The organism is Gemmiger sp. (assembly GCF_057431175.1).
Genome location: NZ_DBMDDV010000005.1, coordinates 67,002 through 87,773 on the forward strand (window position 1 = coordinate 67,002; position 20,772 = coordinate 87,773).

The following is a 20,772-nucleotide window of genomic DNA, read 5'->3' on the forward strand; positions in this document are numbered from 1 at the left end:
CTTACCCCTCATCCGGCCCTGCGGGGCCACCTTCCCCCAAGGGGGAAGGCTTGGGGAATGCAAATTATTTCATCAAAATCTTGACCACGGCTTTTCTTACGTGGGTGCAGTCGGGCGTTTTGCAGCTGGGTTTGTGCAGCTCGCCGGGGAAGAAGATGGCGAAACGGCCATCGCCCAGCGTCATGCCGCAGTGATCGGGGGCGGACTTGAAACCGCAGTCGGCGGTCTCGTCAAACGCGCCCTCGTCCTTGCCCTCGGACGCCCAGCCCAGGTACTCGCCGCCGGTCAGATCGATTTGCAGATCGGCGTAGCGGCGGTGGTATTCAAACGCTGCGCCCTCGGCGTCGCGCAGGTCGGCATCCATCACGTTGACAAAAACCTTGTCGCCGTCAATGATGGTCTTGCCGTTTTCCAGCGCATCCAGCGTGTGGCTGTTCAGCCATTCGATGGCGGTGTCCAGGTTCGGGTGCAGGCCCTTGTAACAGGCAATGTAATCGAACGAATCTACGATCATTTTTTTACCCCTTACAGTGCTGCAATGGCTTCTTCGATCATCTTCTGCGCTTCGGCGACGACGGCCTCATCCTCGGGGGCGAGGTTGGCCAGCGGGGCACGGACGCCGCCCAGCTCCAGGCCGTACATCCGGCGCAGGATCTCCTTCATGACCGCGTACAGGTTGCCCTTGGCCTCGCACATCTTGTAGATGATGCGGTCAGCCTTGTACTGGATGGCGCGGGCAGTGGGGATGTCGCCCTTCTCGATCAGCTCGTTCATGCGGATGAACAGTTCGGGCATGACGGCGTAGGTGCCGCCGATGCCGCCGTCGGCGCCCATGACGCGGCCGGAGACGAACTGCTCGTCGGGACCGTTGAACACGGCGAAGCCATCCTCGCCGCGGGCCTGGATGCCGGCATCCTTGAACAGCTGGATATCCTGGGTGGGCATGGAGCTGTTCTTGACGGCGATGACGTTGGGGTTCTTGAGCATGGTCTGCAGCAGGGGCATGGTCAGCGCCGTGCCGGCCAGCTGCGGAATGTTGTAGATGACGAACTCGGTGTTGGGGGCAGCGGCGCTCATGGCGTTCCAGTAGGCGGCAATGGCGTCGTTGGGCAGGTGGAAGTAGATGGGCGGGATGGACGCGATGGCGTCAACGCCGCACTTCTCGGCATGGGCGGCCAGCTCGACGGAATCGGCGGTATTGTTGCAGGCAACGTGGGCAATAACGGTAATCTTGCCCTTGGCCTCGCTCATGACGGCCTCGAGAACGGCTTTGCGCTCGTCGGGGTGCTGGTAGATGCACTCGCCGGAGGAACCGCCGACGTAGACGCCCTTGACGCCCTTGGCAATCAGGTGGCGGGTCAGCGCCTTGACGCGCTCGGTGGAGATAGAGCCGTCCGGTGCGTAGCAGGCATAGAAGGCGGGGATAATACCGCGGTACTTGGTAATGTCTTTCATAAACAAAACACTTCCTGTTCATAAATAGATGGTGTTACGTTAAATTTTGAAGGAGAAGGGTGGTGCGGATATGTGGGATGCGGCGACACAGCGCGTCAAAAAATCACATTCTTGGTTTATGGAATGTGCAGGGGCGACCATCGGTCGCCCGCCAACTTGGCGCAGCATCGCGGTTTCCGGGTCAGTTTTCATACAAGGCAAACGGGCACGGGCGAGCAATGCTCGCCCCTACAAGAGCTTTTCGACAACCGGAACTTCCGGCGGTCGGATTTTTAGCCCTTAACAGCACCCATCGTGATGCCCTTGGTAAAGTACTTCTGGAAGGCAAGGAACACGATGATGATGGGCACGGCGGCCAGCGCGGCGCCGGCCATGATCAGGCCGTAGTCGGTGGAGTTCTCGGCCTGCAGCTTGGCGATACCAAGGGAGATCGTCAGCTTGCTGGTGCTGGACAGCATGATCAACTGCATGAAGTAGTCGTTCCAGGAGTTGATGAAGGTGAAGATGGCCAGCGCACCGATGCCGGGCTTGATGATGGGCAGCGCGATGCGGGTAAAGGTCGTGGCTTCGCTGGCACCGTCGATGCGGGCGGCTTCCAGCATCTCACCGGGGATGCCCTCGCTGAACTGCTTCATCAGGAACACGCCGAAAGGCCAGCCGACGATGGGGAAGATGACCGCCCAGATCGTGTTGTACAGGTTCAGGCTGCTCATCTCGCGCAGCAGGGGAATCAGGATGACCTGCTTGGGCAGCGCCATGGCGCAGACGATCAGGGTGAACAGAACGCTGCGGCCGACGAAGCGCTTTTTCGCCAGGGCATAACCGGCCATGGCGGAGGTGATGCAGGTCAGGATCATCGAGGCAACGGCCATAAAGACCGTGTTGATGAGCCAGCGGATGGCGGCGGGTACCTGGGGGCCGGACCACCAGATGATGTCCTTGCCGTCTTTGCTGAAGTTGCTGCTGAACGGCACTGCAAACTCCCACAGGGGGGCTTTCTGGCGGCTGAACAGCTTGGCGTAGTTCGTGGCGACCCACTCACTGGGCCACCATTCGGGCGTGGTGGCGTTGATGGACACCTGCGTCTTGAAGGAGCCGGTGATGATCCAGTACAGCGGGAAGGCAAAGGCAATCGCCAGCAGAATGATGACGATGGTGCTGAACACCATGTAGGGGGAAACTTTCTTCTTTTTCTTTTTGGTCTGCTCAGTGGCAGGCGCAGCGGTTTTCGTTGCTTCCATGTCAAATTTCCTCCTTTCAGTCAGACTGCGTGACCTTGAACTGCACAGCGGACAGCACGGCAATCATCAGGGCCAGGATAACGCCCATCGCGTTGCCGTAGCCGTACTTGTACAGCTTGAAGGCGGTGTAGTAGATGTAGTACATGATGGTATCGGTGGAGTGATTCGGGCCGCCGGAAGTCAACAGCTGGATCAGCGCGAAGCACTGGAAGGAGTTGATGGTGGTGATGACCAGGATGTACAGTGTGGTGGGCATGATCTGCGGCCACTTGATCTTCCAGAAGGCCTGCAGCTTGGTGGCACCGTCCACCTCGGCAGCCTCGACCAAAGACTGGTCGACGTTGCCCAGGGCGGAAACGTACAGAACGATGGGCTGGCCGACGGAGGTGGTGAGCAGGATCAGGATGATGCAGCCCAGGGCGTATCGGGCGTCGCCCAGCCAGTTGATGTTCTGGTCAATGATGCCCATGGATTTGCCCAGGTAGTTGAAGATGCCGTAGTAGTTGTTGAACATCCACTTCCACACGACGGTGACGGCGACGGAGCCGGTGACGACGGGCAGATAGAAGATGACGCGGAACAGTGAGGTCGCCCACGGCGGCATATTGACGATGGCGGATGCCACCCACAGCGAGAAGATGCAGGTGATGGGTACCGACACGATCACGATGATGAGCGTGTTGCGCAAGGCACCCAGGAACACGCTGTCGCGGAACAGGTTGATGTAGTTCTGGAAGCCGATAAAGACGTCGGCACGGTTCATGGTGGAATCAAAGAAGCTGGTGAATACGCACATCACCATGGGGTAGATGACGAAGCCGATAAAGAACACCAGACTGGGCAGCAGGAACAGATAACCGGCGATAGTCTCCTGCCGGACAAGCGCACGGCTCATCTTAGGCTCGTTCTTTTTGGCGGCTGTGTTTGCCAAGAGGATCGCTCCCTTCTAAATTTAAAATTCACAGGTGAGTTTCAATAAAAGCGGCGTCCCACCGCTGCGTTTGAGGTCAGAGGTCGGACGCCGTGGGGGGTGTTACAAAGGAAGAAGGAGGTTCTCAGCCGTTATCAGCCGGCAGCGGCTGCGTTTGCGGTGGTGCAGAACTCGGTAACGGCGGTGGTCACGTCAGCGCCCTCGCCAACCTGCTGCAGCATATTCCACCAAGCGGTACGAGCCTCGGCCCAGCCGGGAGTGACCTGATAGTAGTCGCCCAGGTAAGGCATGAGCTTCTGGTACTCGTTCATGACTTCATCGTCGGCGTACAGGTCAGACAGGGAGTTCTTCACAGAGAAGTAAGTAGAGGTCTTGACGGCCTTGGCGGTCTCGTCGGAGTTGGCCATGAAGTTGATGAAGGTCTTGGAAGCGGCGATCTTGTTCTCGTCGCCGTTGTCGAAGATGCCGAAGCCCCAGATGCCGCCGCACAGAGCGGGATCGCCGGACTCAGTGGGGAACGCCATGAACAGGATGTCGTCACCGTTGTTGGTGGTGCCGGCCGCGCTGTTGTCGCTGTTGGTCTGCTGGGCAATGTTCCAGCAGAAAGCCATCTGCAGGGTGCCGTTGCGGAAGAGGGTGATCTCCTCGCCGCCGTTGATGGAAGCGTCGAAGTTGATGCCGTCCTGGTTGTGCAGGGTCTCGATGGCCTTGACGTTCTCAGCGGAGTCAGCGGTGTACTTGGTGTGGGCTGCATCGGTGAAGGTGCCGCCGTACATATTGTTGATGATGGCGCGGGTGCCCTGGTCGCCGCCCTGGCCGCTGCAGTAGATCGCGCCGACGTCGGTCTTGCCGGAGTCGTAGACGGCCTGCACAGCCTTCAGGAAGTTGTCGGTGGTCCAGGTGTGATTCTCAGCATCCACGTACTGCATGGCGTCGGCAGCCTCAAACACGGTCTTGTTGATGGCCATGCAGTGGGCGGTCATGCAGAGCGGGAACTCGTAGTAAGCACCGGAGGAATCCTTGCAGGCGGACTCAACGCTGGCGCTGATGTCGGCCTTCTGGTCATCGGTCCACAGGTCGCTCAAGTCGACCATCAGGCCCTTGGCACCCCAGTTGGCGACCAGGCGCTCGGGGCCTTCCATAACGAGGTCGGGTGCGCTGCCGCCCTCGATGGCGGTGTTGACCTGGTCATCGCCGTTGGTGTAGTCAAGGTACTCGACCGTGACGTGGATGTCGGGATACTGGGCGTTGAAGTCAGCCAGCAGTGCATCGACGGACTCGGAGTCGCCCCACTTGCCGATGGGGTAGGTCCACAGGGTAATATCAGCGGCCTGGCCGGCCTCGGTGGACTCTGCGGGAGCGGCGGCCTCGGTGGAGGCGGCGGTGGAAGTGCTCTCGGCGGGGGCAGTGGAGGTGGAACCGCCGCCGCAGCCTACCAACAGGCTGGCAGCCATACCGGCGGCCAAAATCGCGGATACTTGCTTTTTCATACGTTGTTCTCCTTTTTTGCCTTTCGGCCTTGTTGGGGGCATCATCGTTCTGTGCCCCTCGTGATGCCTCTATTTTAGAAAACTTTTTTCATTTTGTAAAGATGTGAAATAGCCAAGAAAAACGGCCGTTTCTGTACAAGTTGCACAAAATTAGCTGCATGTAGTGCAGAATGCACGCAGAAATACAGCGATTTCGTGGGTTTGCGGATGAAAAGTGTTTCTTTTGCAGTTATTACAAAATGAAAACAAGTTCCAAAAAAGGAGAGCTCCCTCTGCGCACCGGCGGAAAAACAGCAGGCAAAAAAAGGCGCTCACCCATAAGATTTATTGAAAAGTGCCTTTGAGGCGGCCTTGGAATACTCCTTTCCCTGCGAAAATGAAAAATGTCAAATGAGGCATTCGTTTCGAGAAACTTTGCCTATTTTTTGCACAAATGCACAAAAATAGGCCGCAAAAACTGGAAGATAGTCACTTGCAACGAAGGCGTTTTCCCTATATAATGAAATAAAAGAAATAACTTTTCATTTTTAAGAAAGGGAGCCTCTTTTATGACTTATGAAAACATGACCCGCCGCCGCGTGCTTTGCTACGGCGATTCCAACACCTATGGCTATGACCCGGCCAGGGATGGACGTTACGGCGACGACGAGCGCTACCCCATGGTGCTGCAAAATCTGCTGGGCGACGGCTGGTCGGTGGTTGAGGAAGGCCTGCCCGGCCGCACGGCCGTGTTTGACGATGCCATCACCGAGGGGATGAACGGCCTGGCGCTCATCACGCCGATTTTGATGAGCCACGCGCCGCTGGACACCGTGACCATCATGCTGGGCACGAACGACAGCAAGAACCGGTTCGACTGCAGTTCTTATTTGATCTCGCTGGGCATTGTGCGGCTGGTGAAAAAGGCGCTGCACACCGAGTGCTGGCGCGACAACGCCAACCCGGATGTGCTGGTCATCGTGCCGCCGTCCATCACGCCGGAGTACGACAAGCTGAAATTCCGCGAGGAAATGGGCCCCGGCTGCCACGAACGCTGCGCGGGCATCGCCGCCCGGCTGAAACCGATGCTCGAGGGCATGGCCCATGTGCGGTTCCTGGATGCGAACACCCTGCCCGGGGCGGGATGCTCGGATGTGGATGGGATGCACATGACGCTGGAGGCCCACAAAGTTCTGGCCAAAGCCTTGCAAAAGGAACTGACGGGCAGTACACTATAAAGATAGGGGCGGAGCATTGCCCTGCGGCAGCAATCTATTATCAGGAAAATACACCGGAAAGGATCCATCCACCATGGTTGAGCAGAGTTTTTGGGAGATGCTGCGCACCAAGCGCGACAGCCTGACAAAATCGGGCATCATCGTCGCGGATTACTTGTTGCAGCACGCAGAGGACGCACAATATCTGTCCATCTCGTCGCTGGCGAAGGCCTGCGGCGTGGCGGAGGCTACGATTTTCCGATTCTGCCGCTCGCTGGGGTTTGATGGGTACAATGAAATGAAGATCGCGCTGGCCAAGGCGACGGCCACGGCCCTGCCGGTCACGCTGAAGCTGGAGCCAGGCGTGGATACCCAGACCCTTTGCACCCACGCCTACAATACGGCCATCGAGGCACTGAACGGCACCCGCAGCGCCCTGGACCCCGACGCCATCGACCGCGCGGCCACTCTTTTGCAGCGGGCACGGCAGGTGTATTGCTTCGGCCAGGGCGGCAGCCAGGTGTTGGCAAATGACATCTGGGCGCGGTTTTCCACGATTACCACCAAATTCCACACGGCGGGGGACAGCCATATGCAGGCAATCACCGCCAGCCTGATGGGGCCGGAAGATGTGGTGCTGTTCGTCTCCTACTCCGGCGCAACGCGGGACATGATGGACACACTGCACCTGGCCAAGGAGAACGGCGCAAAGGTGATTTTGATAACCCATTACGACGACGCGCCCGGTGTGGCGCTGGCAGACGTGGTGCTGCTGTGCGGTGCCAAGGAAAGCCCGCTGGACTCCGGCAGTATGCCGGTCAAGCTGGCCGTGCTGTTTGTGGCAAACGTGTTGGTGCTGCGCTACACGCTGGACAATCAGGAACTGGCGAATCTGTCCCTGACAAGAACGAGCCACGCGCTGGCGAATAAGCTGCTGTAAAAGAAAGAGCCTTCCCCCAAGGGAGAAGCCATGCAAACAATAACCGCCCGGCATCATTGCGATGCCGGGCGGTTACTTTTTTTGTCAGGTTAGGCGTAATTTTTTAAAATCCCATAGGCGGCGGCGACAAGGGCGACAGGCACCAGCAGGGGCAGCAGGGCGCCAAGCACCGCAAACACCACCAGCAGCGGCAGGGCCACCACGAACAGCAGCGTCGCCACAATTTTTGCCAGTCCCCAGGTCAGGTGAAACGCCAGCCCCACCGACTTGAAGAACAGCCAGCCGAAAACCAAAATCACAAACAGCGTAAACATCCTCTATTTCTCCTTTTTTATAAGGCAATACCGCATAATTCTAAGTGCCGATACGGCGAGCGAGGTGCGGCAGCTGCTAAGCCAAAAGCGCAGATAATACTGGATGTCTTATCGAGCATTTTGGCAACGCAGATGCCGTGCCGTAGCCGCCGGAGCGGTGCTTAAGCCGTCAGGCGGGAATTGTGCGGTATTGCCATAAGTAAGCATTTCAGATACAGGGTGTCGCTCCATCACCTTGTACTACGATTTTACCACGCGGGTTATTGCGCAAACAGGGAAAATTTAGAAAAATAGAGGGCGTTTTTTGCTGCGGAGAGAAGGAAAAGCGGGTCGTCAGGGGGCCGACCTCTGCAGCTGGTTACTCCGCCATCTTCTCCTTATAGATCTCCGCGTCGATCTGGCCGTTGGCAAGCATCCGCTCGGTCCAGAGCTGCAGCGTCTCCACGGTGACGGAGATACGCTCCAACTCTGTGCGGATGTGGATGAAATCGTCGATCTCATCATTGGAGATATGCCCGTCAGCGGCAATTTCGATGAGGCGTTCCTTTTCCTTGTTCATCGCATTCAGCGAGGCCAGCATTTCCAGCACAATGGCCGAAAGCTCCCGCATGGGCACCTGGGGCACATACTGCTCCCCGATAGGGCACTGGCGCGAACAGTAATAGTTGCACAGTGACGGCCGTTTGTACTTTTCGGCCATCGTCAGCACCTCGTCAGGGCGGGGGACAGTGCGCTCGTTCTCGATTTTTTCAATGCGCTCGGGCGCGATGGTCTCCAGCAGCTCACTGGCCTTTTCCCGGGTCAGGCCCAGTTCCTCGCGGGCCAGCTGGTAGCTTGTCTTGTTCTCTTTGGTGGATGTACGTCCCATAATCTGCTCCTTTTGTATGCTCCTGCAACAAGCCTAGCATATTTTACGCCCCGCCGCAAGGGATTCGACAGGGAATTTGTTGCACTTTGGCCGCAGAATTGCTATAATATATTCTGTAAATCTATATACACGGAGGAACTCTTCCCCATGAATTGGATCGATAAACTCGAACGCCGCTGCGGCGGGCGCGGCATCCCCTACCTTATCAACGGCCTGATGCTGGGCCAGCTGGCGGCGGGGCTGATCATCCTGCTGTTCAGCTGGCAGTTTGCCTACCAGATCGACCTCAGCCGCGCGTATCTCGCGGGCGGGCAGGTCTGGCGGCTCGTCACGTTTCTGTTTCAGCCCATCTGGCTGGGCAGTGCGCTGGGTGTGCTGAACCTGGTGTTCTACTTCTGGGTCGGCAACGCTCTGACCCGCGTCTGGGGCGACTTCCGCATGACGCTCTATATCGCCCTGGGCATGCTGGGCGCGTGGATCAGCTGCTTTTTGACCGGGTACGCCTCCTGCGAGCCGATCTTTATGAGCCTGCTGCTGGCCTACGCCTGGCTGTGGCCCAACCAGACCGTGCTGCTGATGGGCATTATCCCCTTCAAAATCAAGTATCTGGGCTGGTATGAGATGGCCTGGTGGGCGGTCAGCTTCTTCCGGGGCGGCTTCCCCACAAAAGTGTGTCTGGTGCTGGGGCTGGCTGGCTTTTGGGCGTTCTACGGCCGCGAGGTCTTTGACTGGTGCGTGGACACCGTGAAAAGCTGGAAACGCCGCCGCGACTGGGAAAACCGCAACCGCTGAAATCTGTAATTTTTAACATAGAAAGGTCGAGTATACTATGAAACTCATCACTGCGATCGTCAACAAAGAGGATTCCAAAAACGTCTGTAACGAGCTGTTGAAAAATAAGTTCTACGTCACCCGCCTGGCGACCACCGGCGGCTTCCTGATGGCGGGCAACATGACGCTGCTCATCTGCACCGACGACGCCCGCGTTGACGACTGCATCGGTATCATCTCCAAGTGCTGCAAGCAGCGCACCGAAATCGTCCCCGGCACGGCCACGCTGGGTTTGGGCATCGAGAGCACGATGCCGATGGAAGTCACCGTCGGCGGCGCGACCGTCATGGTCACCAACGTCGAGCGTTTTGAAAAGCTGTGATGCTGGAACGTCTGGCCGGCAATGATGCGCTGAAGTCCGAACTGGGCGCTGCCCTGCGCGGCGGTCGGCTGCCCCACGCGGTACTGCTGGTGGGCGAGCCGGGCTGCGGCGCGGGCTTTGCCGCGCGCTGCCTGGCGGCGGATTATCTCTACCCGCAGGGTGGCCCCCACGCCGAGGCCGTGCTGAAAAAAGAGGACACCGAGTGCCTGGTCTTGCAGGGCGAGGGTGCCAGCGGGCAGATCCCGGTCAAAAAAGTGCGCGAGGCCCGCGAGGCCATCCAGCGGTCGGCGCTTTCCACCGACGCGGCGGGCCGCGTGCTGTTTATTTACGGGGCGCAGAATTTGAACGGAACCCAGGGTTCTGCGGCCAATGCACTTCTGAAAATTATTGAGGAGCCTCCGGAAGGTGTATTGTTTCTTTTGACAGCACCTAACGCGGCGGTGGTGCTGCCGACGATTCGCAGTCGGTGCGCGGCGTACACGATTGCGCCGGTGCCTGCGGCGGACTGCGCGGCCCGGCTGCGCGCTGAGCGCTTACCCGCTAAGGCGGCGGACGAGCTGGCTTTTCTGTACGAGGGGCATATCGGCACGGCGCTGAAAAGCTGGAACGACCAGACGACGAAAGCCGCGCTGGGCATGGCGAAAACGCTGTGCGGCTACGCGGCCCAGGGCGACACCTACCGGGCGCTGGCTCTGCTGACAAAGTATGAGCGCGACAAGGAGGGCTTTGCGGCCCTGCTGTGGCAGCTGGACCAGCTGTGCAGCGCCGTCCTGCGCCGCCCGGCCTACGGCCAGGAACAGTGCGGCGGCCTGACACCGGATGACGCGGCAAAGATTTTGCGCGCCGACGCCGGGGCACGCCGGAGCCTGAACGGCAACGGCAACCTGCGCCTGAATGTAGCCGTGCTGGCGGGGGAGATAACGTAAAAAAGACTTCATTATATAAAAGGACAAACCAATGAAAGTAGTATCCGTCAAATTTAAAGAGAACGGCCGGGCGTATTATTTTGACCCAGGTGCGTTTAAGATCAAGGAGGGCGACTTCGTTGTCGTCACCACGGCCCGCGGTACCGAGTGCGGCGAGGTCGTCCGCGCCGCCCATGAGGTGCCGGGGTTCTCCCGCGAGGTCAAGCCGGTCATCCGCGTGGCCGACGCCGTGGATGTGCGCCGTATGCGCCAGAACCGCGCCGATGTGCAGCACGCCTACGAAATCTGCGAGCAGCGTATCGCCGCCCACAACCTGAAAATGAAGCTGGTGGACGCAGAATATACGCTGGATCGCAGCAAACTGGTGTTCTATTTCACCGCCGACAACCGCGTGGACTTCCGCGAATTGGTCAAGGATCTGGCCGCGCAGTTCCACACCCGTATCGAGCTGCGCCAGATCGGCGTGCGCGACGAGAGCAAAATGCTGGGCGGTTTGGGGCTGTGCGGCCAGCCGTTCTGCTGCAGCCGTTTCCTCAAGAACTTCCAGCCGGTGTCCATCAAGATGGCCAAGGAGCAGGGCCTGAGCCTGAACCCCGCAAAAATCAGCGGGTCATGCGGACGCCTGATGTGCTGTTTGGCTTATGAACAAAAGAGTTACGAATATCTGAATTCGATTACGCCGCAGGTGGGCAGCATCGTCCGCACGCCGGACGGCGAGGGCACTGTCATCGAGACGAACGTTGTGGCAGGCACGCTGAAAGTACGTTCCAATGTTGAAATTTTAGCTCCGCGCATCTATAAGAGGGACGAATGCGCCTACATCCGGGGCGGCAAACGCGCCCCGCAGGCCCCGGATAAAGAGGACGAATAATGGACTATAAGCGCGGTTAGTTGCGGCTTACCGTCGAAAAATTTCAAGATATGGCACTTGCCAAAATCCAAACAATGTGGTACACTAAGTACAACGCAGTAGGCAGAGCAAACCGACTGTGTGCTGCCCCGGGGAGCAGCCGTGCAGGGCCGGGACGGTACAAAATATAGATTCAGCACGGAGATAAGGAGTTCACGATGGCTCATACCGTTTCCAGCGAGTGCGTTGCTTGCGGCGCTTGTGTTGACACCTGCCCCGTTGGTGCAATCACCATGGAGGACAAGGCTGTTGTCGATGCAGCTTCCTGCGTTGATTGCGGCGCTTGCGAGGGCGTTTGCCCCACCGGTGCTATCCAGGCTGAGTAAGCTACATTAGCACAAATACAGCGCGTTCTCTCAGGCAAAGAGAGAACGCGCTTTTTGTTTTGTTTTGTATAGAGTTGTAGGGGCCGCATATGTGCGGCCCGCGCGTGTACGGTGGACAGCCATTTGCGGGAAAGCTGCGGGCGGCATATAGACCGCCCCTGCAAATCATTGGCCGGAGACAAATAGTTTTTCTTTCAAAACCTCCGCCGAGGGCTGGCCGGGGGCGCTGGCGGTGGTACCAGAGGTCACGCCGAAGGTGGCGGCGCTGCCAAAGGCCCCGCCGCAAAACCGTGTGACGGCCCCGATCGCGCCCATGCTCATCGTGATGAGCGGCACGCCCGGGCGGGCCGCGTGGGCGCGGGCTGTGGCTTCCAGCAGGCGGGCAGCGTCGGCGGCGGTGTGGGGCATCACGGCCAGCTTGGCAATGTCGGCCCCGGCGTCGGCCATACCCGCCAGCGTGTCGGCCATGGCGTCGGTGGCGGGCGTGCCGTCAAAATGGTGCTCGCTGTAAAGTGCCGCCGCACCCGCCGCGCGGGCGGCGTTGCGCAGGGCGTCGCGGTGGGGGCCGCAAGCCTTCCACTCAATGTCCAGTGCGTCCACGCCGCCCTGGGCCAGCAGTGCGCGGCAGTGGGCGGCGTAGGTGTCGGGCATCAGGGCCAGCTCCCCGCCCTCGGCTTTCGTGCGGATCGTCACGATCAGCGGCTTGTCCGTCAGGCTGCGCACCAGCGCCAGCGCGGCGGAAAAATCGACCTCGGGCAGGGGGTCCAGGCGCAGCTCCACCACCTCGGCGGCGGGGTCTGCGTCGGCGGCCGCGGCCAGCGGGCGCAGGGCACCCAGGCTGCGGGCAAACAGCGGCACAATGATACGCGGTGCGGCGGCGTCGAAAGTCAGACCGCGAAGGGTCAGCATAAAAATCATCCTCTCGGGGCAGTTTTTTCTATTTTAGCACAATTTGGCCGAAGTGTAAAACAACCGCGCTATTTTGCTTGCACAACCCCTGTCAATCGGGTAAAATGCTGAATATGAGGTGAGTTTTATGAGCAAAATCACGATTCCGGGGAACTCCATCCTGCTGTTGGAGGGTGGTTCGCTGCGCGGTTTGTACACCGCGGGCGTGCTGGATACCTTCATGGAGAACGACCTGTATTTCCCGGCGGTGGCGGGCGTGTCCGCCGGTTCGCTGAACGCAATGAACTATGTCTCCCGCCAGCCGGGGCGGTCGGCCAGTATCAACCTGCGCTACCGCCACGACCCGCGCTACTTTGGCCCCAAGGCGGCGCTGCGCGGCGGCAGCGTGTTTGGCCTGCAATTTATGCTGCACGACGTCAAAAAAGAAGTGCCGTTCGACGAGGAAATGTTCCGGAACGGTGGTATGCGGATGATTGCGGTGGCCACGAATGTAGCGACCGGCAAGCCCGCTTATTTTGAGAAAGGCAAGACCGATTTTGACTTCAATGAGGCCGTGCGCGCGTCGGCCAGCCTGCCGCTGGCGTCCACGCCGGTCATGCTGGACGGCCAGCCCTACCTGGACGGCGGCTGCTCCTGTCCCATCGCGCTGAACTGGGCGCTGAACCAGGGCTTTGAGAAAATCGTCGTCATCACCACGCGGCAGAAGGGGTTCCGTAAGACGATGCCCAGCCAGCGGATGGTGGAGCTGTACGACGATTTTTACGGCGATAAACCGCTGTTCTTGGCCGATATGCTGACCCAGGAGATGCGCTATAATACCCTGATGGATCAGCTGGACGAGCTGGAAGAGAGCGGCCGCGTACACTGCATCCGTCCCAATGACCCCATCACCATCGGCCGCTTTGAGGGCGACGAAAACAAGCTGCTGGACCTCTACAACCGCGGCCACCGCGAGGGGCGGGAAAAGCTGGAAGAATTGCGGACGTATTTGGAAAAGTGATTTTGCCTTCCCCCTTGGGGGAAGGTGGCCGAAGGCCGGATGAAGGGCGCGTTTGCCGATATGACCCAGTAAGGGTGCAGTAAGGCAAGGCTGCCCCTCATCAGACTGCTTCGCAGTCAGCTTCCCCCTTGGGGGAAGCCTTATTCTTGCAATGGCGGTCAAAGTGCGTTACAAAAGGTACAATTATGACATACACAGAGGAGACACCGATGGTTAAAGGCGTTATTTTTGATATGGACGGCCTGATGTTTGACACGGAGCGGCTGTGGGATAAAATGTGGGAACCTGCCTGCAAGGCGCTGGGGCTGCCGCTGCCGGAGAATCTGGCGGCGTTCAGCGCCAGCTGCCGCGGGCTGGCGGGGGATAACCTGCGCAGCCAGGTGGCAAAATACATCCCCGGCGACCCGCAGCGGCTGCTGGACAAGGTCTGGCAGATGGCTGACGAACGGTTTGCCCAGGGCGTGCCCTGCAAAAAGGGCCTGAAAGAGCTGCTGACCGCGCTGGATGATAGGGGGATGCCGCGCATCGTGGCAAGCTCCAGCCCGCGCACGATGATCGAGATGAATTTGCAGAACACCGGCACGGCGCGGTATTTCCACGACGTTGTCTCCGGCACGGAGGTCAAGCACAGCAAGCCCGCGCCCGACACGTTTTTGCTGGCAGCGGAAAAGCTGCACCTCGACCCGAAGGACTGCCTGGTGCTGGAGGACAGCTTCAACGGTGTGCGTGCGGGCCGTGCGGCGGGCTGCGTGACCGTGATGGTGCCGGACATGATGCAGCCGACCGAGGAGATCACGCAACTGTATGACCGCAAATGTGAGGACCTGCTGGAAGTGCGGGATTTGCTGATTGAGGGGAAGTTGTAATAAGCCTTCCCCCCGAGGGGGGCCAAAAAGCGCTTGCCTTTTCCTTCTGTTTGCGGTATACTGAATGTCGGCGGCCCGGGACGGGCCGTACATTTGCGCTGTACTCCCGAATTGTAGGAGACGGCAGCAGGAGGAAAATTGAATATGAAAAACCGTACCAACATCCGTTGGCTGACCCAGCTTGCACTGCTGGTGGCCATTCTGCTTGTGCTGAACTATACGCCGCTGGGCTATCTGCAGATTGGCCCGCTGTCGGCCTCGCTGCTGACGGTGCCGGTGGCAATCGGCGCCATGACGATGGGCCCCACGGCGGGCGCCATCCTGGGCGGCGTGTTCGGCGCGACCAGCTTTATCCAGGCGGTCGAGGGCAAGAGCGCCATGGGCGCTGCCCTGTTCCAGGTCAGCCCGTTCGGCACCTTTGTGGTCTGCTTTGTGGCCCGCGTGCTGGTGGGCCTGTGCGCCGGCCTGATTTTTGCCGCCCTGCGCAAAGCGATGCCGAAGAACGAGAAGCTCTGCTGTTTCCTGGGCGGCCTGGCCGCGCCGGTGCTGAACACCGTGTTCTTCATGGGCTTTTTGGTGCTGATTTTTTATAACTGCGAGTACGTGCAGAACCTGGCGAATACGCTGGGCGCAGCCAATGCGTTTATGTTCATTGTGCTGCTTGTGGGCGTGCAGGCAATTTTTGAGTGGGCTATCTGCTGCGTCGTGGCCGGGGCGGTTTCCCTGCCGGTGCGGAAATATTTGAAGATGAATTAAGAATTTATAATAAAAAAGGCGATGGAACAGGAAATGTTCCATCGCTTTTTATTTGTAGAGATGTAGGGGCCGCGCATGCCCGGCCCCTACGGTGTGGTGCCAGTGTCACACCGCCCCGTAAATGCCCTTTACGCTGACTTCGCCGGTAAATACGCGGGTGTCGCCGGATTCGTCGTGGACGATGAGACGGCCGTCGGCGTCCACATCGGTGGCGATGCCTGCGCCGCCGTCGTAGGTGACGCGGCGGCCCAGGTTGACGCAGCAGGCCTTGTAGCGCTCACGGTAGGGGGCAAAGCCCTCGCTCTCGTAGGTGTACAGTGCGCGGTCAAAGCCGAAATCCGTCAGGTACTGTGCCAGCCACTCAGGGTCGGTGTCCATGTCCACCGATACGCCCTGCAAGGCAAGGCTCGTGCCGTGGGGCAGGCCCGCGGCGTCGAAATACTCCTGCGGCTGGGCCAGGTTGATGCCGATGCCCACCACAATGCTGTGGCCGTCGGGGCCGACCTCGCACAAAATGCCGACAATCTTCTTGCCGCTCAGCAGCAGGTCGTTGGGCCATTTGATCTGGCAGTCAATATGATACCGCTCCCGCAGGGCGTCGCAGACGGCCAGGCTGGCAAACAGCGGCAAGGTGGCGGGCTGGACCAGGTCAGTCTTGATGACCGCCGTGTAATACAGGCCCTTGTGGGGGGCGTCGAGCCAATCGCGGCCCAGGCGGCCGCGCCCGGCAGTCTGGTGGGTGGTGTACACTGCGCCGATGGGGCCGAACTTGTCCAGGTTATGCTTGGCCCACAGGTTGGTACTGTCTACTTCCGGCAGATAGATAACGCTCTCGTTCAAAATTCAGGCACCCTCTTCCAGGTAAAACTGCATTTGCCGTTGGTGATGGTAATGACGCCGTAGCTGCCGCCGTCGCGCAGGCTGCCGGGGTTAAAGACGGTGGCCGCCGTGCCCACGCCGCGCACCAGCTCGCGCCGGTGGGTGTGGCCGAACAAGGCAACATCCGCGCCACGCTCCCCGGCACACTCGGCCAGGCGTTCGCTGCCCATCTTGACGCCGTAATGGTGGCCATGGGTGTAGAAGAACAGCACCCCACCGAAAGGAACCATTCCCTCGCTGGGTTCGTTGTAGTTCATATCACAGTTGCCCGCCACGCGGTAGATGGGGTAGGGGACTGGCTCTTTGCGCAGCTCCAGCGCGGCGTTCAGATCGTACAGACCGTCGCCGAGGTAGAACATAGCGTCGGCGGTTTCGTTATTCAAAAGCCAACGAAGGTCGCGCAGGCGGCCATGGACGTCGGAGACGACTAAGATTTTACACATAGGAAACTCCTGTTGAAAAAGGCTTCTCCCTTGGGAGAAGCTGTCTGCGAAGCAGACTGATGAGGGGCAGGCTTGCCAGGCTGCGCTTTTACGGCGCAGCCTGGGCATACGCGCCCCTCATCCGGCCTCGCGGGCTCGGCCACCTTTCCCCATAGGGGGAAGGCTTTTTATTGGATAAGCTGCTTATAAATTTCACCTTTACTAAACGGTGTCCCGGCGGCGGCCTGTTTGGCGGCGGCAGCGGGGGGCAGGCCGTTTGCCTGCAAGGCGCGGGCAGCGGCGACGGCTTCTTCCAAAGTCGGCGCAGCGGCCTGTTCAACGGCGGCGGGGTCGGCACCGGCCAGGACCAGCACATACTCGCCGCGGGGGTCGTTTTCTTTATAGTAAGCCACGGCCTCACCAAGGGTCGTTTTTTTGATCTCTTCGTGCAGCTTGGTCAGCTCGCGGCAGAGCGAGACAGAGCGTCCTGCGCCAAACGCCGCGGCCAAATCGTCCAGCGTGCCGCGCAGCTTGTGCGGGGCCTCGTAGAAGATCATGGTGCGGGTCTCGTTCTGCAAAAAGGCAAGGCGCTCGCGGCGGTCGCGCTTGGGCACAGGCAAAAATCCCTCGAACACAAAGCGGGCCGTGGGCTGGCCGCTGGCTGCCAGTGCCGTGACGCAGGCTGACGCGGCCGGGATGGGCACGACCTTGATGCCGCGCTCGTGGGCCTCGCGAACGATCTGCTCGCCGGGGTCGCTGATGCAGGGCATACCGGCATCACTGCAAAGGGCACAGTTTTCGCCCGCTTCAATGCGCTGCAAAATGGCCTCGCCGTGGTGGAGCGCGTGTTCATAGTAGCTGACCATCGGCTTTTTCAGCCCCAGATGGTTCAGCAATCGCAGGGTCACGCGGGTATCCTCGGCGGCGATGAAGTCCGCCATGCCGAAGGTAGCAGCCACGCGGGGCGGCATATCGTCCAGATTGCCGATAGGCGTAGCGACAAGATATAAAGTTCCGGGCAAAACGAAAACCCCTTTTGATATTGATATAGTATTATTATAGCCGTAACAGAGGGTAAGTGCAAGCAAAAAAGCGGGCAGCGCTGCCATTCGGCAGCGCTGCCCGTAAATTTATTCCCCGCTCCGTTCCTCAAACCCGTACTCATGCTCCTTGAGGGGGAGGATGGCGGTCTCGATGTTCTCAATGCGGGCCCAGCGGTTGGTGCGCTCGATCAAGGGGACCAGCGCGTCCAGCGCGGCGCGGTCGCCCTGGGCTTCCAGCGTGACACTGCCGTCCCAGTTGTTGGCGACCCAGCCGGTCAGCCCCAGGTGCAGTGCGGCGGCGCGGGCGTAATAGCGAAAGCCCACTCCCTGCACCGTGCCGGTGAACCGCCAGCGGCGGCGAAGGGTGCTCATGCGTCGATGCCGGTAACGGTGTAGTCCTTGGCCTCGACGGCGGCCTTCAGCTCGGCGTCGGCCACGTCATGGGTCAGGGCGACGATGGCCGTGCCCTGCTCGTGGCTGACCGTGGCGCCGGCAACGCCGTCCAGGGCTTCCAGGGCCTTCTTCACAGCGGCCTCGCAGTGGCCGCACATCATGCCTTCAATGTGAATCGTCTTGTTCATGGTGATTTCCTCCGTTTTATCGTTGATTTCGGCAGGCTGCACAGGGCAGCTGCCGGTGGGGCAGGTGGTGGGTTCAGAAATGGGTTTGCGGGCCGGGGCCTTGCGCTTCGGCGGGGCGTCGTGGGCGGCATTGCGCGGGTCAAAGGCGTTGAGCCGCAGCGCGTTGGTGACAACGCAGACGCTGGAAAGGCTCATGGCCGCCGAGGCGATCATCGGGTTCAGCGTGATGCCGATACCGGTGAACACGCCCGCCGCCAGCGGAATGCAGATGGCGTTGTAGAAGAACGCCCAGAACAGGTTCTGGTGGATGTTGCGCACCACCGCGCGGGACAGGCGCACCGCGGCGGGCACGTCGGCCAGATCGCTGCGCACCAGCACAACGTCGGCGGCGTCCAGCGCCACGTCCGCACCGGCACCGATGGCGATGCCGGTCTCGGCGCGGGTCAAGGCGGGGGCATCGTTGATGCCGTCGCCGACCATGGCAACGCGGCCCTGCGCCTGCAGGGCGCGGACTTCGGCTTCCTTGCCCGCAGGCAGAACGCCTGCAATGACGTGGTCGGCGTCCAGGCCGATCGTTGCGCCGATGTGGCGGGCCGTGGCGGCATTGTCGCCGGTCAGCAGCACGACCTTCAGGCCCAGAGCCTTCATCTGGTCGATGGCAGATTTCGAGGTTTTCTTGACGACGTCGGCCACGCCGATGACGCCCGCCGCCTTGCCGGCCAGCGAGAAATACAGCGGCGTGATGCCGTCGGCGCTCATGGCGTCGCCCGCCTGGGTCAGATCGTCAGGCAGCTCGCAGTGCTCGCGGATGAAGTTTGCGTTGCCGCCCGCGATGACTTTGCCCGCAACTTTGCCCTGTAAACCCTTGCCGGGGACAGCCTCAAAGTCGGCGACGGTGGTGTAGGAGAGCTTATCCTTGTCAGCACGTTCCAAAATGGCGCGGGCCAGCGGGTGTTCGCTGCGCAGTTCCAGGCCGGCGGCCAGGCTGAGCAGGAACTTTTCGGGCACGTTGCCGGTGCCAACGATTTTGACGACGCTCGGCTCACCGGTGGTGACGGTACCGGTCTTATCCAGCAGCACAGTGTCGGTGTAGCCGGTGGTTTCGAGGCTGGCGGCGGTCTTGAACAGAATGCCGTTCTTGGCACCGACGCCGCTGCCCACCATGATGGCGACCGGGGTGGCCAGGCCCAGGGCACAGGGGCAGCTGATGACCAGCACGCTGATACCGCGTGCCAGCGCGAACGTGAAGGTCTGGCCCAGCAGCAGCCAAATCAGGAACGTTGCGGTGGCAATGCAGATGACGGTGGGAACGAAGATGCCGGAAACTTTATCGGCCGTCTTGGCAAGCGGGGCCTTGGTAGCGGCGGCGTCGCGCACCAGGCGGATGACCTGGGACAGCGTCGTGTCCTGGCCGACGCGCTCGGCACGGCAGGTCAGGGCACCGTTCTGGTTGATGGTGGCGGCGCTGACAGGCGAGCCGGGAAACTTGTCCACCGGCATGCTCTCGCCGGTCAGGGCGGCCTCGTTCACAGTGGAAATGCCCTCGGCGACCGTGCCGTCCACCGGGATGCTCTCGCCGGGGCGAACCAGGAACAGGTCGCCGACATTGACCTCGCTGACCGGGACTGTGACCTGCTCGCCGTCGCGCAGCACACAGGCGGTCTGCGGGGCCAGCTTCATCAGGCTTTTCAGCGCGTCGGTGGTCTTGCCCTTGCTGTATGCTTCCAGCGTTTTGCCCACGGTGATCAGGGTCAGGATCATGGCCGCTGATTCAAAATAGAGGTCGTGGCGGTACTGTATGACCAAATCGTCATTGCCGGTGTACAGGCCGACGCAGATCATGACGATGGCGAACAGGCCGTAGGCCAGCGACGCGCCCGCGCCGAGGGCCACCAGCGTGTCCATGCCGGGGGCGCGGGTCTTGATGCCCTTCCAGCCCGAGATGAAGAAGGCACGGTTGATCCAGCAGACGGGCAGGGTCAGGGCCAGCTGGGTGACTGCAAACAGAATGGCGTGCCAACCGCCGCCGTGGAACACGCTGCCCAGCGGCAGGCCGATCATGTGGCCCATCGAGACATACATGAGGGGAACGAGAAAACACAGACTGGCAATCAGGCGTTTTTTCAGCTTCGGGGTCTCGGTGTCCTCCAACTCGGCGTTCTCGCTTTCGGCGGTGGCGAGGGATGCGCCGTACCCGGCGGCATCCACCGCCTTGATGATGCGTTTTGCGGTTGCGTCAGGGTCGGCATCGGGGGCGTAATCGACCTGCATGGAGTTGGTCAGCAGGCTGACAGCGACGGATGCAACCCCCGGCACAGCCGCCACGGCTTTTTCCACATGGCTTGCGCAGGCCGCGCAGCTCATGCCGGTGATGTCATAGCGTTGCATGGGGAAGGTCTCCTTTTGGTGAAATGGTAAATGCCTTCCCCCTTGGGGGAAGGTGGCCGCAGGCCGGATGAGGGGCGCGGTTGCCATAGCCGCCCGGGGAAGAGGGCGACAGCGGCAAGGCTGCCCCTCATCAGTCTGCTTCGCAGAAGGCTTCCCCCAAGGGGGGAAGCCTTTAGGT

The 20,772-nt window shown here is 60.3% G+C and carries 23 protein-coding genes; 10 read left to right on the top strand and 13 right to left on the bottom strand.

The genetic code is table 11. The annotated features are described in order from the left end of the window. Positions 1-64 precede the first annotated feature (64 nt). From ACZO0A_RS03580 to ACZO0A_RS03600, 5 genes are all read right to left on the bottom strand, one after another. Entirely contained in the window at positions 65-514 is a 450-nt protein-coding gene (locus ACZO0A_RS03580) for a NanQ anomerase/TabA/YiaL family protein (protein ID WP_302492761.1), read from the bottom strand. A gap of 11 nt (positions 515-525) precedes the next feature. Continuing rightward, a complete protein-coding gene (locus ACZO0A_RS03585) occupies positions 526-1,455 on the bottom strand; it encodes a dihydrodipicolinate synthase family protein (RefSeq protein WP_215692894.1) in 930 nt (309 codons plus the stop codon). 272 nt (positions 1,456-1,727) lie between these two features. After that, complete coding sequence (locus tag ACZO0A_RS03590) at positions 1,728-2,696, bottom strand: carbohydrate ABC transporter permease (RefSeq protein ID WP_215692892.1); 969 nt, start codon at positions 2,694-2,696, stop codon at positions 1,728-1,730. Between the two features lie 16 nt (positions 2,697-2,712). Next, positions 2,713-3,591, bottom strand: coding sequence for a carbohydrate ABC transporter permease (locus ACZO0A_RS03595; protein WP_302499111.1), 879 nt, complete (start codon positions 3,589-3,591; stop codon positions 2,713-2,715). Positions 3,592-3,761: 170 nt separating this feature from the next. Further along, a complete protein-coding gene (locus ACZO0A_RS03600; protein ID WP_215692890.1) occupies positions 3,762-5,117 on the bottom strand; it encodes an ABC transporter substrate-binding protein in 1,356 nt (451 codons plus the stop codon). A 548-nt stretch (positions 5,118-5,665) separates the two neighbouring features. Between ACZO0A_RS03600 and ACZO0A_RS03605 the strand changes: the two genes are divergently transcribed. Continuing rightward, positions 5,666-6,334 carry a GDSL-type esterase/lipase family protein gene (locus ACZO0A_RS03605; protein ID WP_294719158.1) on the top strand — a complete coding sequence of 223 codons (669 nt, stop codon included), beginning with the start codon at positions 5,666-5,668 and terminating at the stop codon, positions 6,332-6,334. A gap of 73 nt (positions 6,335-6,407) precedes the next feature. Next, the gene (locus ACZO0A_RS03610; RefSeq protein WP_215692886.1) at positions 6,408-7,253 is read left to right on the top strand and encodes a MurR/RpiR family transcriptional regulator; all 846 of its coding nucleotides are present in this window, start codon (positions 6,408-6,410) and stop codon (positions 7,251-7,253) included. A gap of 89 nt (positions 7,254-7,342) precedes the next feature. On the opposite strand, the gene ACZO0A_RS03615 is transcribed toward ACZO0A_RS03610, so the two are convergent. Both ACZO0A_RS03615 and ACZO0A_RS03620 read right to left on the bottom strand, forming a co-directional pair. Beyond that, positions 7,343-7,567, bottom strand: coding sequence for a hypothetical protein (locus ACZO0A_RS03615; RefSeq protein WP_215692884.1), 225 nt, complete (start codon positions 7,565-7,567; stop codon positions 7,343-7,345). Positions 7,568-7,925: 358 nt separating this feature from the next. Then, positions 7,926-8,435, bottom strand: coding sequence for a helix-turn-helix domain-containing protein (locus tag ACZO0A_RS03620; protein WP_291232278.1), 510 nt, complete (start codon positions 8,433-8,435; stop codon positions 7,926-7,928). A 147-nt stretch (positions 8,436-8,582) separates the two neighbouring features. Here ACZO0A_RS03620 and ACZO0A_RS03625 point away from each other — a divergent pair, with 147 nt between their 5' ends. The 5 genes from ACZO0A_RS03625 (at position 8,583) to fdxA (ending at position 11,750) form a co-directional block, all read left to right on the top strand. Beyond that, positions 8,583-9,227, top strand: coding sequence for a Rhomboid family protein (locus ACZO0A_RS03625; RefSeq protein WP_215692880.1), 645 nt, complete (start codon positions 8,583-8,585; stop codon positions 9,225-9,227). Positions 9,228-9,264: 37 nt separating this feature from the next. Beyond that, positions 9,265-9,588, top strand: coding sequence for a cyclic-di-AMP receptor (locus ACZO0A_RS03630; RefSeq protein ID WP_215692878.1), 324 nt, complete (start codon positions 9,265-9,267; stop codon positions 9,586-9,588). Further along, positions 9,588-10,514 (top strand): DNA polymerase III subunit delta', encoded by a 927-nt coding sequence (locus tag ACZO0A_RS03635; protein ID WP_291232277.1) that lies wholly within the window; start codon positions 9,588-9,590, stop codon positions 10,512-10,514. Before ACZO0A_RS03630 ends, ACZO0A_RS03635 begins: the two co-directional genes overlap by 1 nt. A 31-nt stretch (positions 10,515-10,545) precedes the next feature. After that, complete coding sequence (locus ACZO0A_RS03640; RefSeq protein ID WP_215692874.1) at positions 10,546-11,385, top strand: PSP1 domain-containing protein; 840 nt, start codon at positions 10,546-10,548, stop codon at positions 11,383-11,385. Positions 11,386-11,582: 197 nt separating this feature from the next. Next, a complete protein-coding gene (fdxA, locus tag ACZO0A_RS03645; protein WP_078784341.1) occupies positions 11,583-11,750 on the top strand; it encodes a 4Fe-4S ferredoxin in 168 nt (55 codons plus the stop codon). Between the two features lie 165 nt (positions 11,751-11,915). Here fdxA and aroD read toward each other — a convergent pair whose 3' ends face one another. Next, positions 11,916-12,659: a type I 3-dehydroquinate dehydratase gene (aroD, locus tag ACZO0A_RS03650; protein WP_302376069.1), complete on the bottom strand. Its 744-nt coding sequence runs from the start codon at positions 12,657-12,659 to the stop codon at positions 11,916-11,918. Positions 12,660-12,786: 127 nt separating this feature from the next. Between aroD and ACZO0A_RS03655 the strand changes: the two genes are divergently transcribed. The 3 genes from ACZO0A_RS03655 (at position 12,787) to ACZO0A_RS03665 (ending at position 15,281) form a co-directional block, all read left to right on the top strand. Next, the gene (locus ACZO0A_RS03655; protein ID WP_294719563.1) at positions 12,787-13,659 is read left to right on the top strand and encodes a patatin-like phospholipase family protein; all 873 of its coding nucleotides are present in this window, start codon (positions 12,787-12,789) and stop codon (positions 13,657-13,659) included. 185 nt (positions 13,660-13,844) lie between these two features. Further along, on the top strand, positions 13,845-14,525 hold the full coding sequence (locus tag ACZO0A_RS03660) for an HAD family hydrolase (protein WP_302149783.1): 681 nt from the start codon (positions 13,845-13,847) through the stop codon (positions 14,523-14,525). A gap of 144 nt (positions 14,526-14,669) precedes the next feature. Then, positions 14,670-15,281 (top strand): ECF transporter S component, encoded by a 612-nt coding sequence (locus tag ACZO0A_RS03665; protein ID WP_215692869.1) that lies wholly within the window; start codon positions 14,670-14,672, stop codon positions 15,279-15,281. Positions 15,282-15,386: 105 nt separating this feature from the next. Here the strand turns inward: ACZO0A_RS03665 and ACZO0A_RS03670 are convergent, their stop codons facing one another. The 5 genes from ACZO0A_RS03670 to ACZO0A_RS03690 all read right to left on the bottom strand — a co-directional run bounded on the left by ACZO0A_RS03670 (position 15,387) and on the right by ACZO0A_RS03690 (position 20,594). Then, positions 15,387-16,121: a biotin--[acetyl-CoA-carboxylase] ligase gene (locus ACZO0A_RS03670; protein ID WP_291208670.1), complete on the bottom strand. Its 735-nt coding sequence runs from the start codon at positions 16,119-16,121 to the stop codon at positions 15,387-15,389. Further along, positions 16,118-16,603, bottom strand: coding sequence for a metallophosphoesterase family protein (locus ACZO0A_RS03675; protein WP_302376068.1), 486 nt, complete (start codon positions 16,601-16,603; stop codon positions 16,118-16,120). The genes ACZO0A_RS03670 and ACZO0A_RS03675 overlap by 4 nt, the downstream gene beginning before the upstream one ends. Before the next feature lie 167 nt (positions 16,604-16,770). Beyond that, complete coding sequence (rsmI, locus tag ACZO0A_RS03680; protein WP_215692867.1) at positions 16,771-17,604, bottom strand: 16S rRNA (cytidine(1402)-2'-O)-methyltransferase; 834 nt, start codon at positions 17,602-17,604, stop codon at positions 16,771-16,773. A gap of 108 nt (positions 17,605-17,712) precedes the next feature. Beyond that, entirely contained in the window at positions 17,713-17,997 is a 285-nt protein-coding gene (locus ACZO0A_RS03685) for an acylphosphatase (protein WP_291212603.1), read from the bottom strand. Further along, a complete protein-coding gene (locus ACZO0A_RS03690; protein ID WP_302376067.1) occupies positions 17,994-20,594 on the bottom strand; it encodes a heavy metal translocating P-type ATPase in 2,601 nt (866 codons plus the stop codon). The genes ACZO0A_RS03685 and ACZO0A_RS03690 overlap by 4 nt, the downstream gene beginning before the upstream one ends. Between the last annotated feature and the right edge of the window lie 178 nt (positions 20,595-20,772).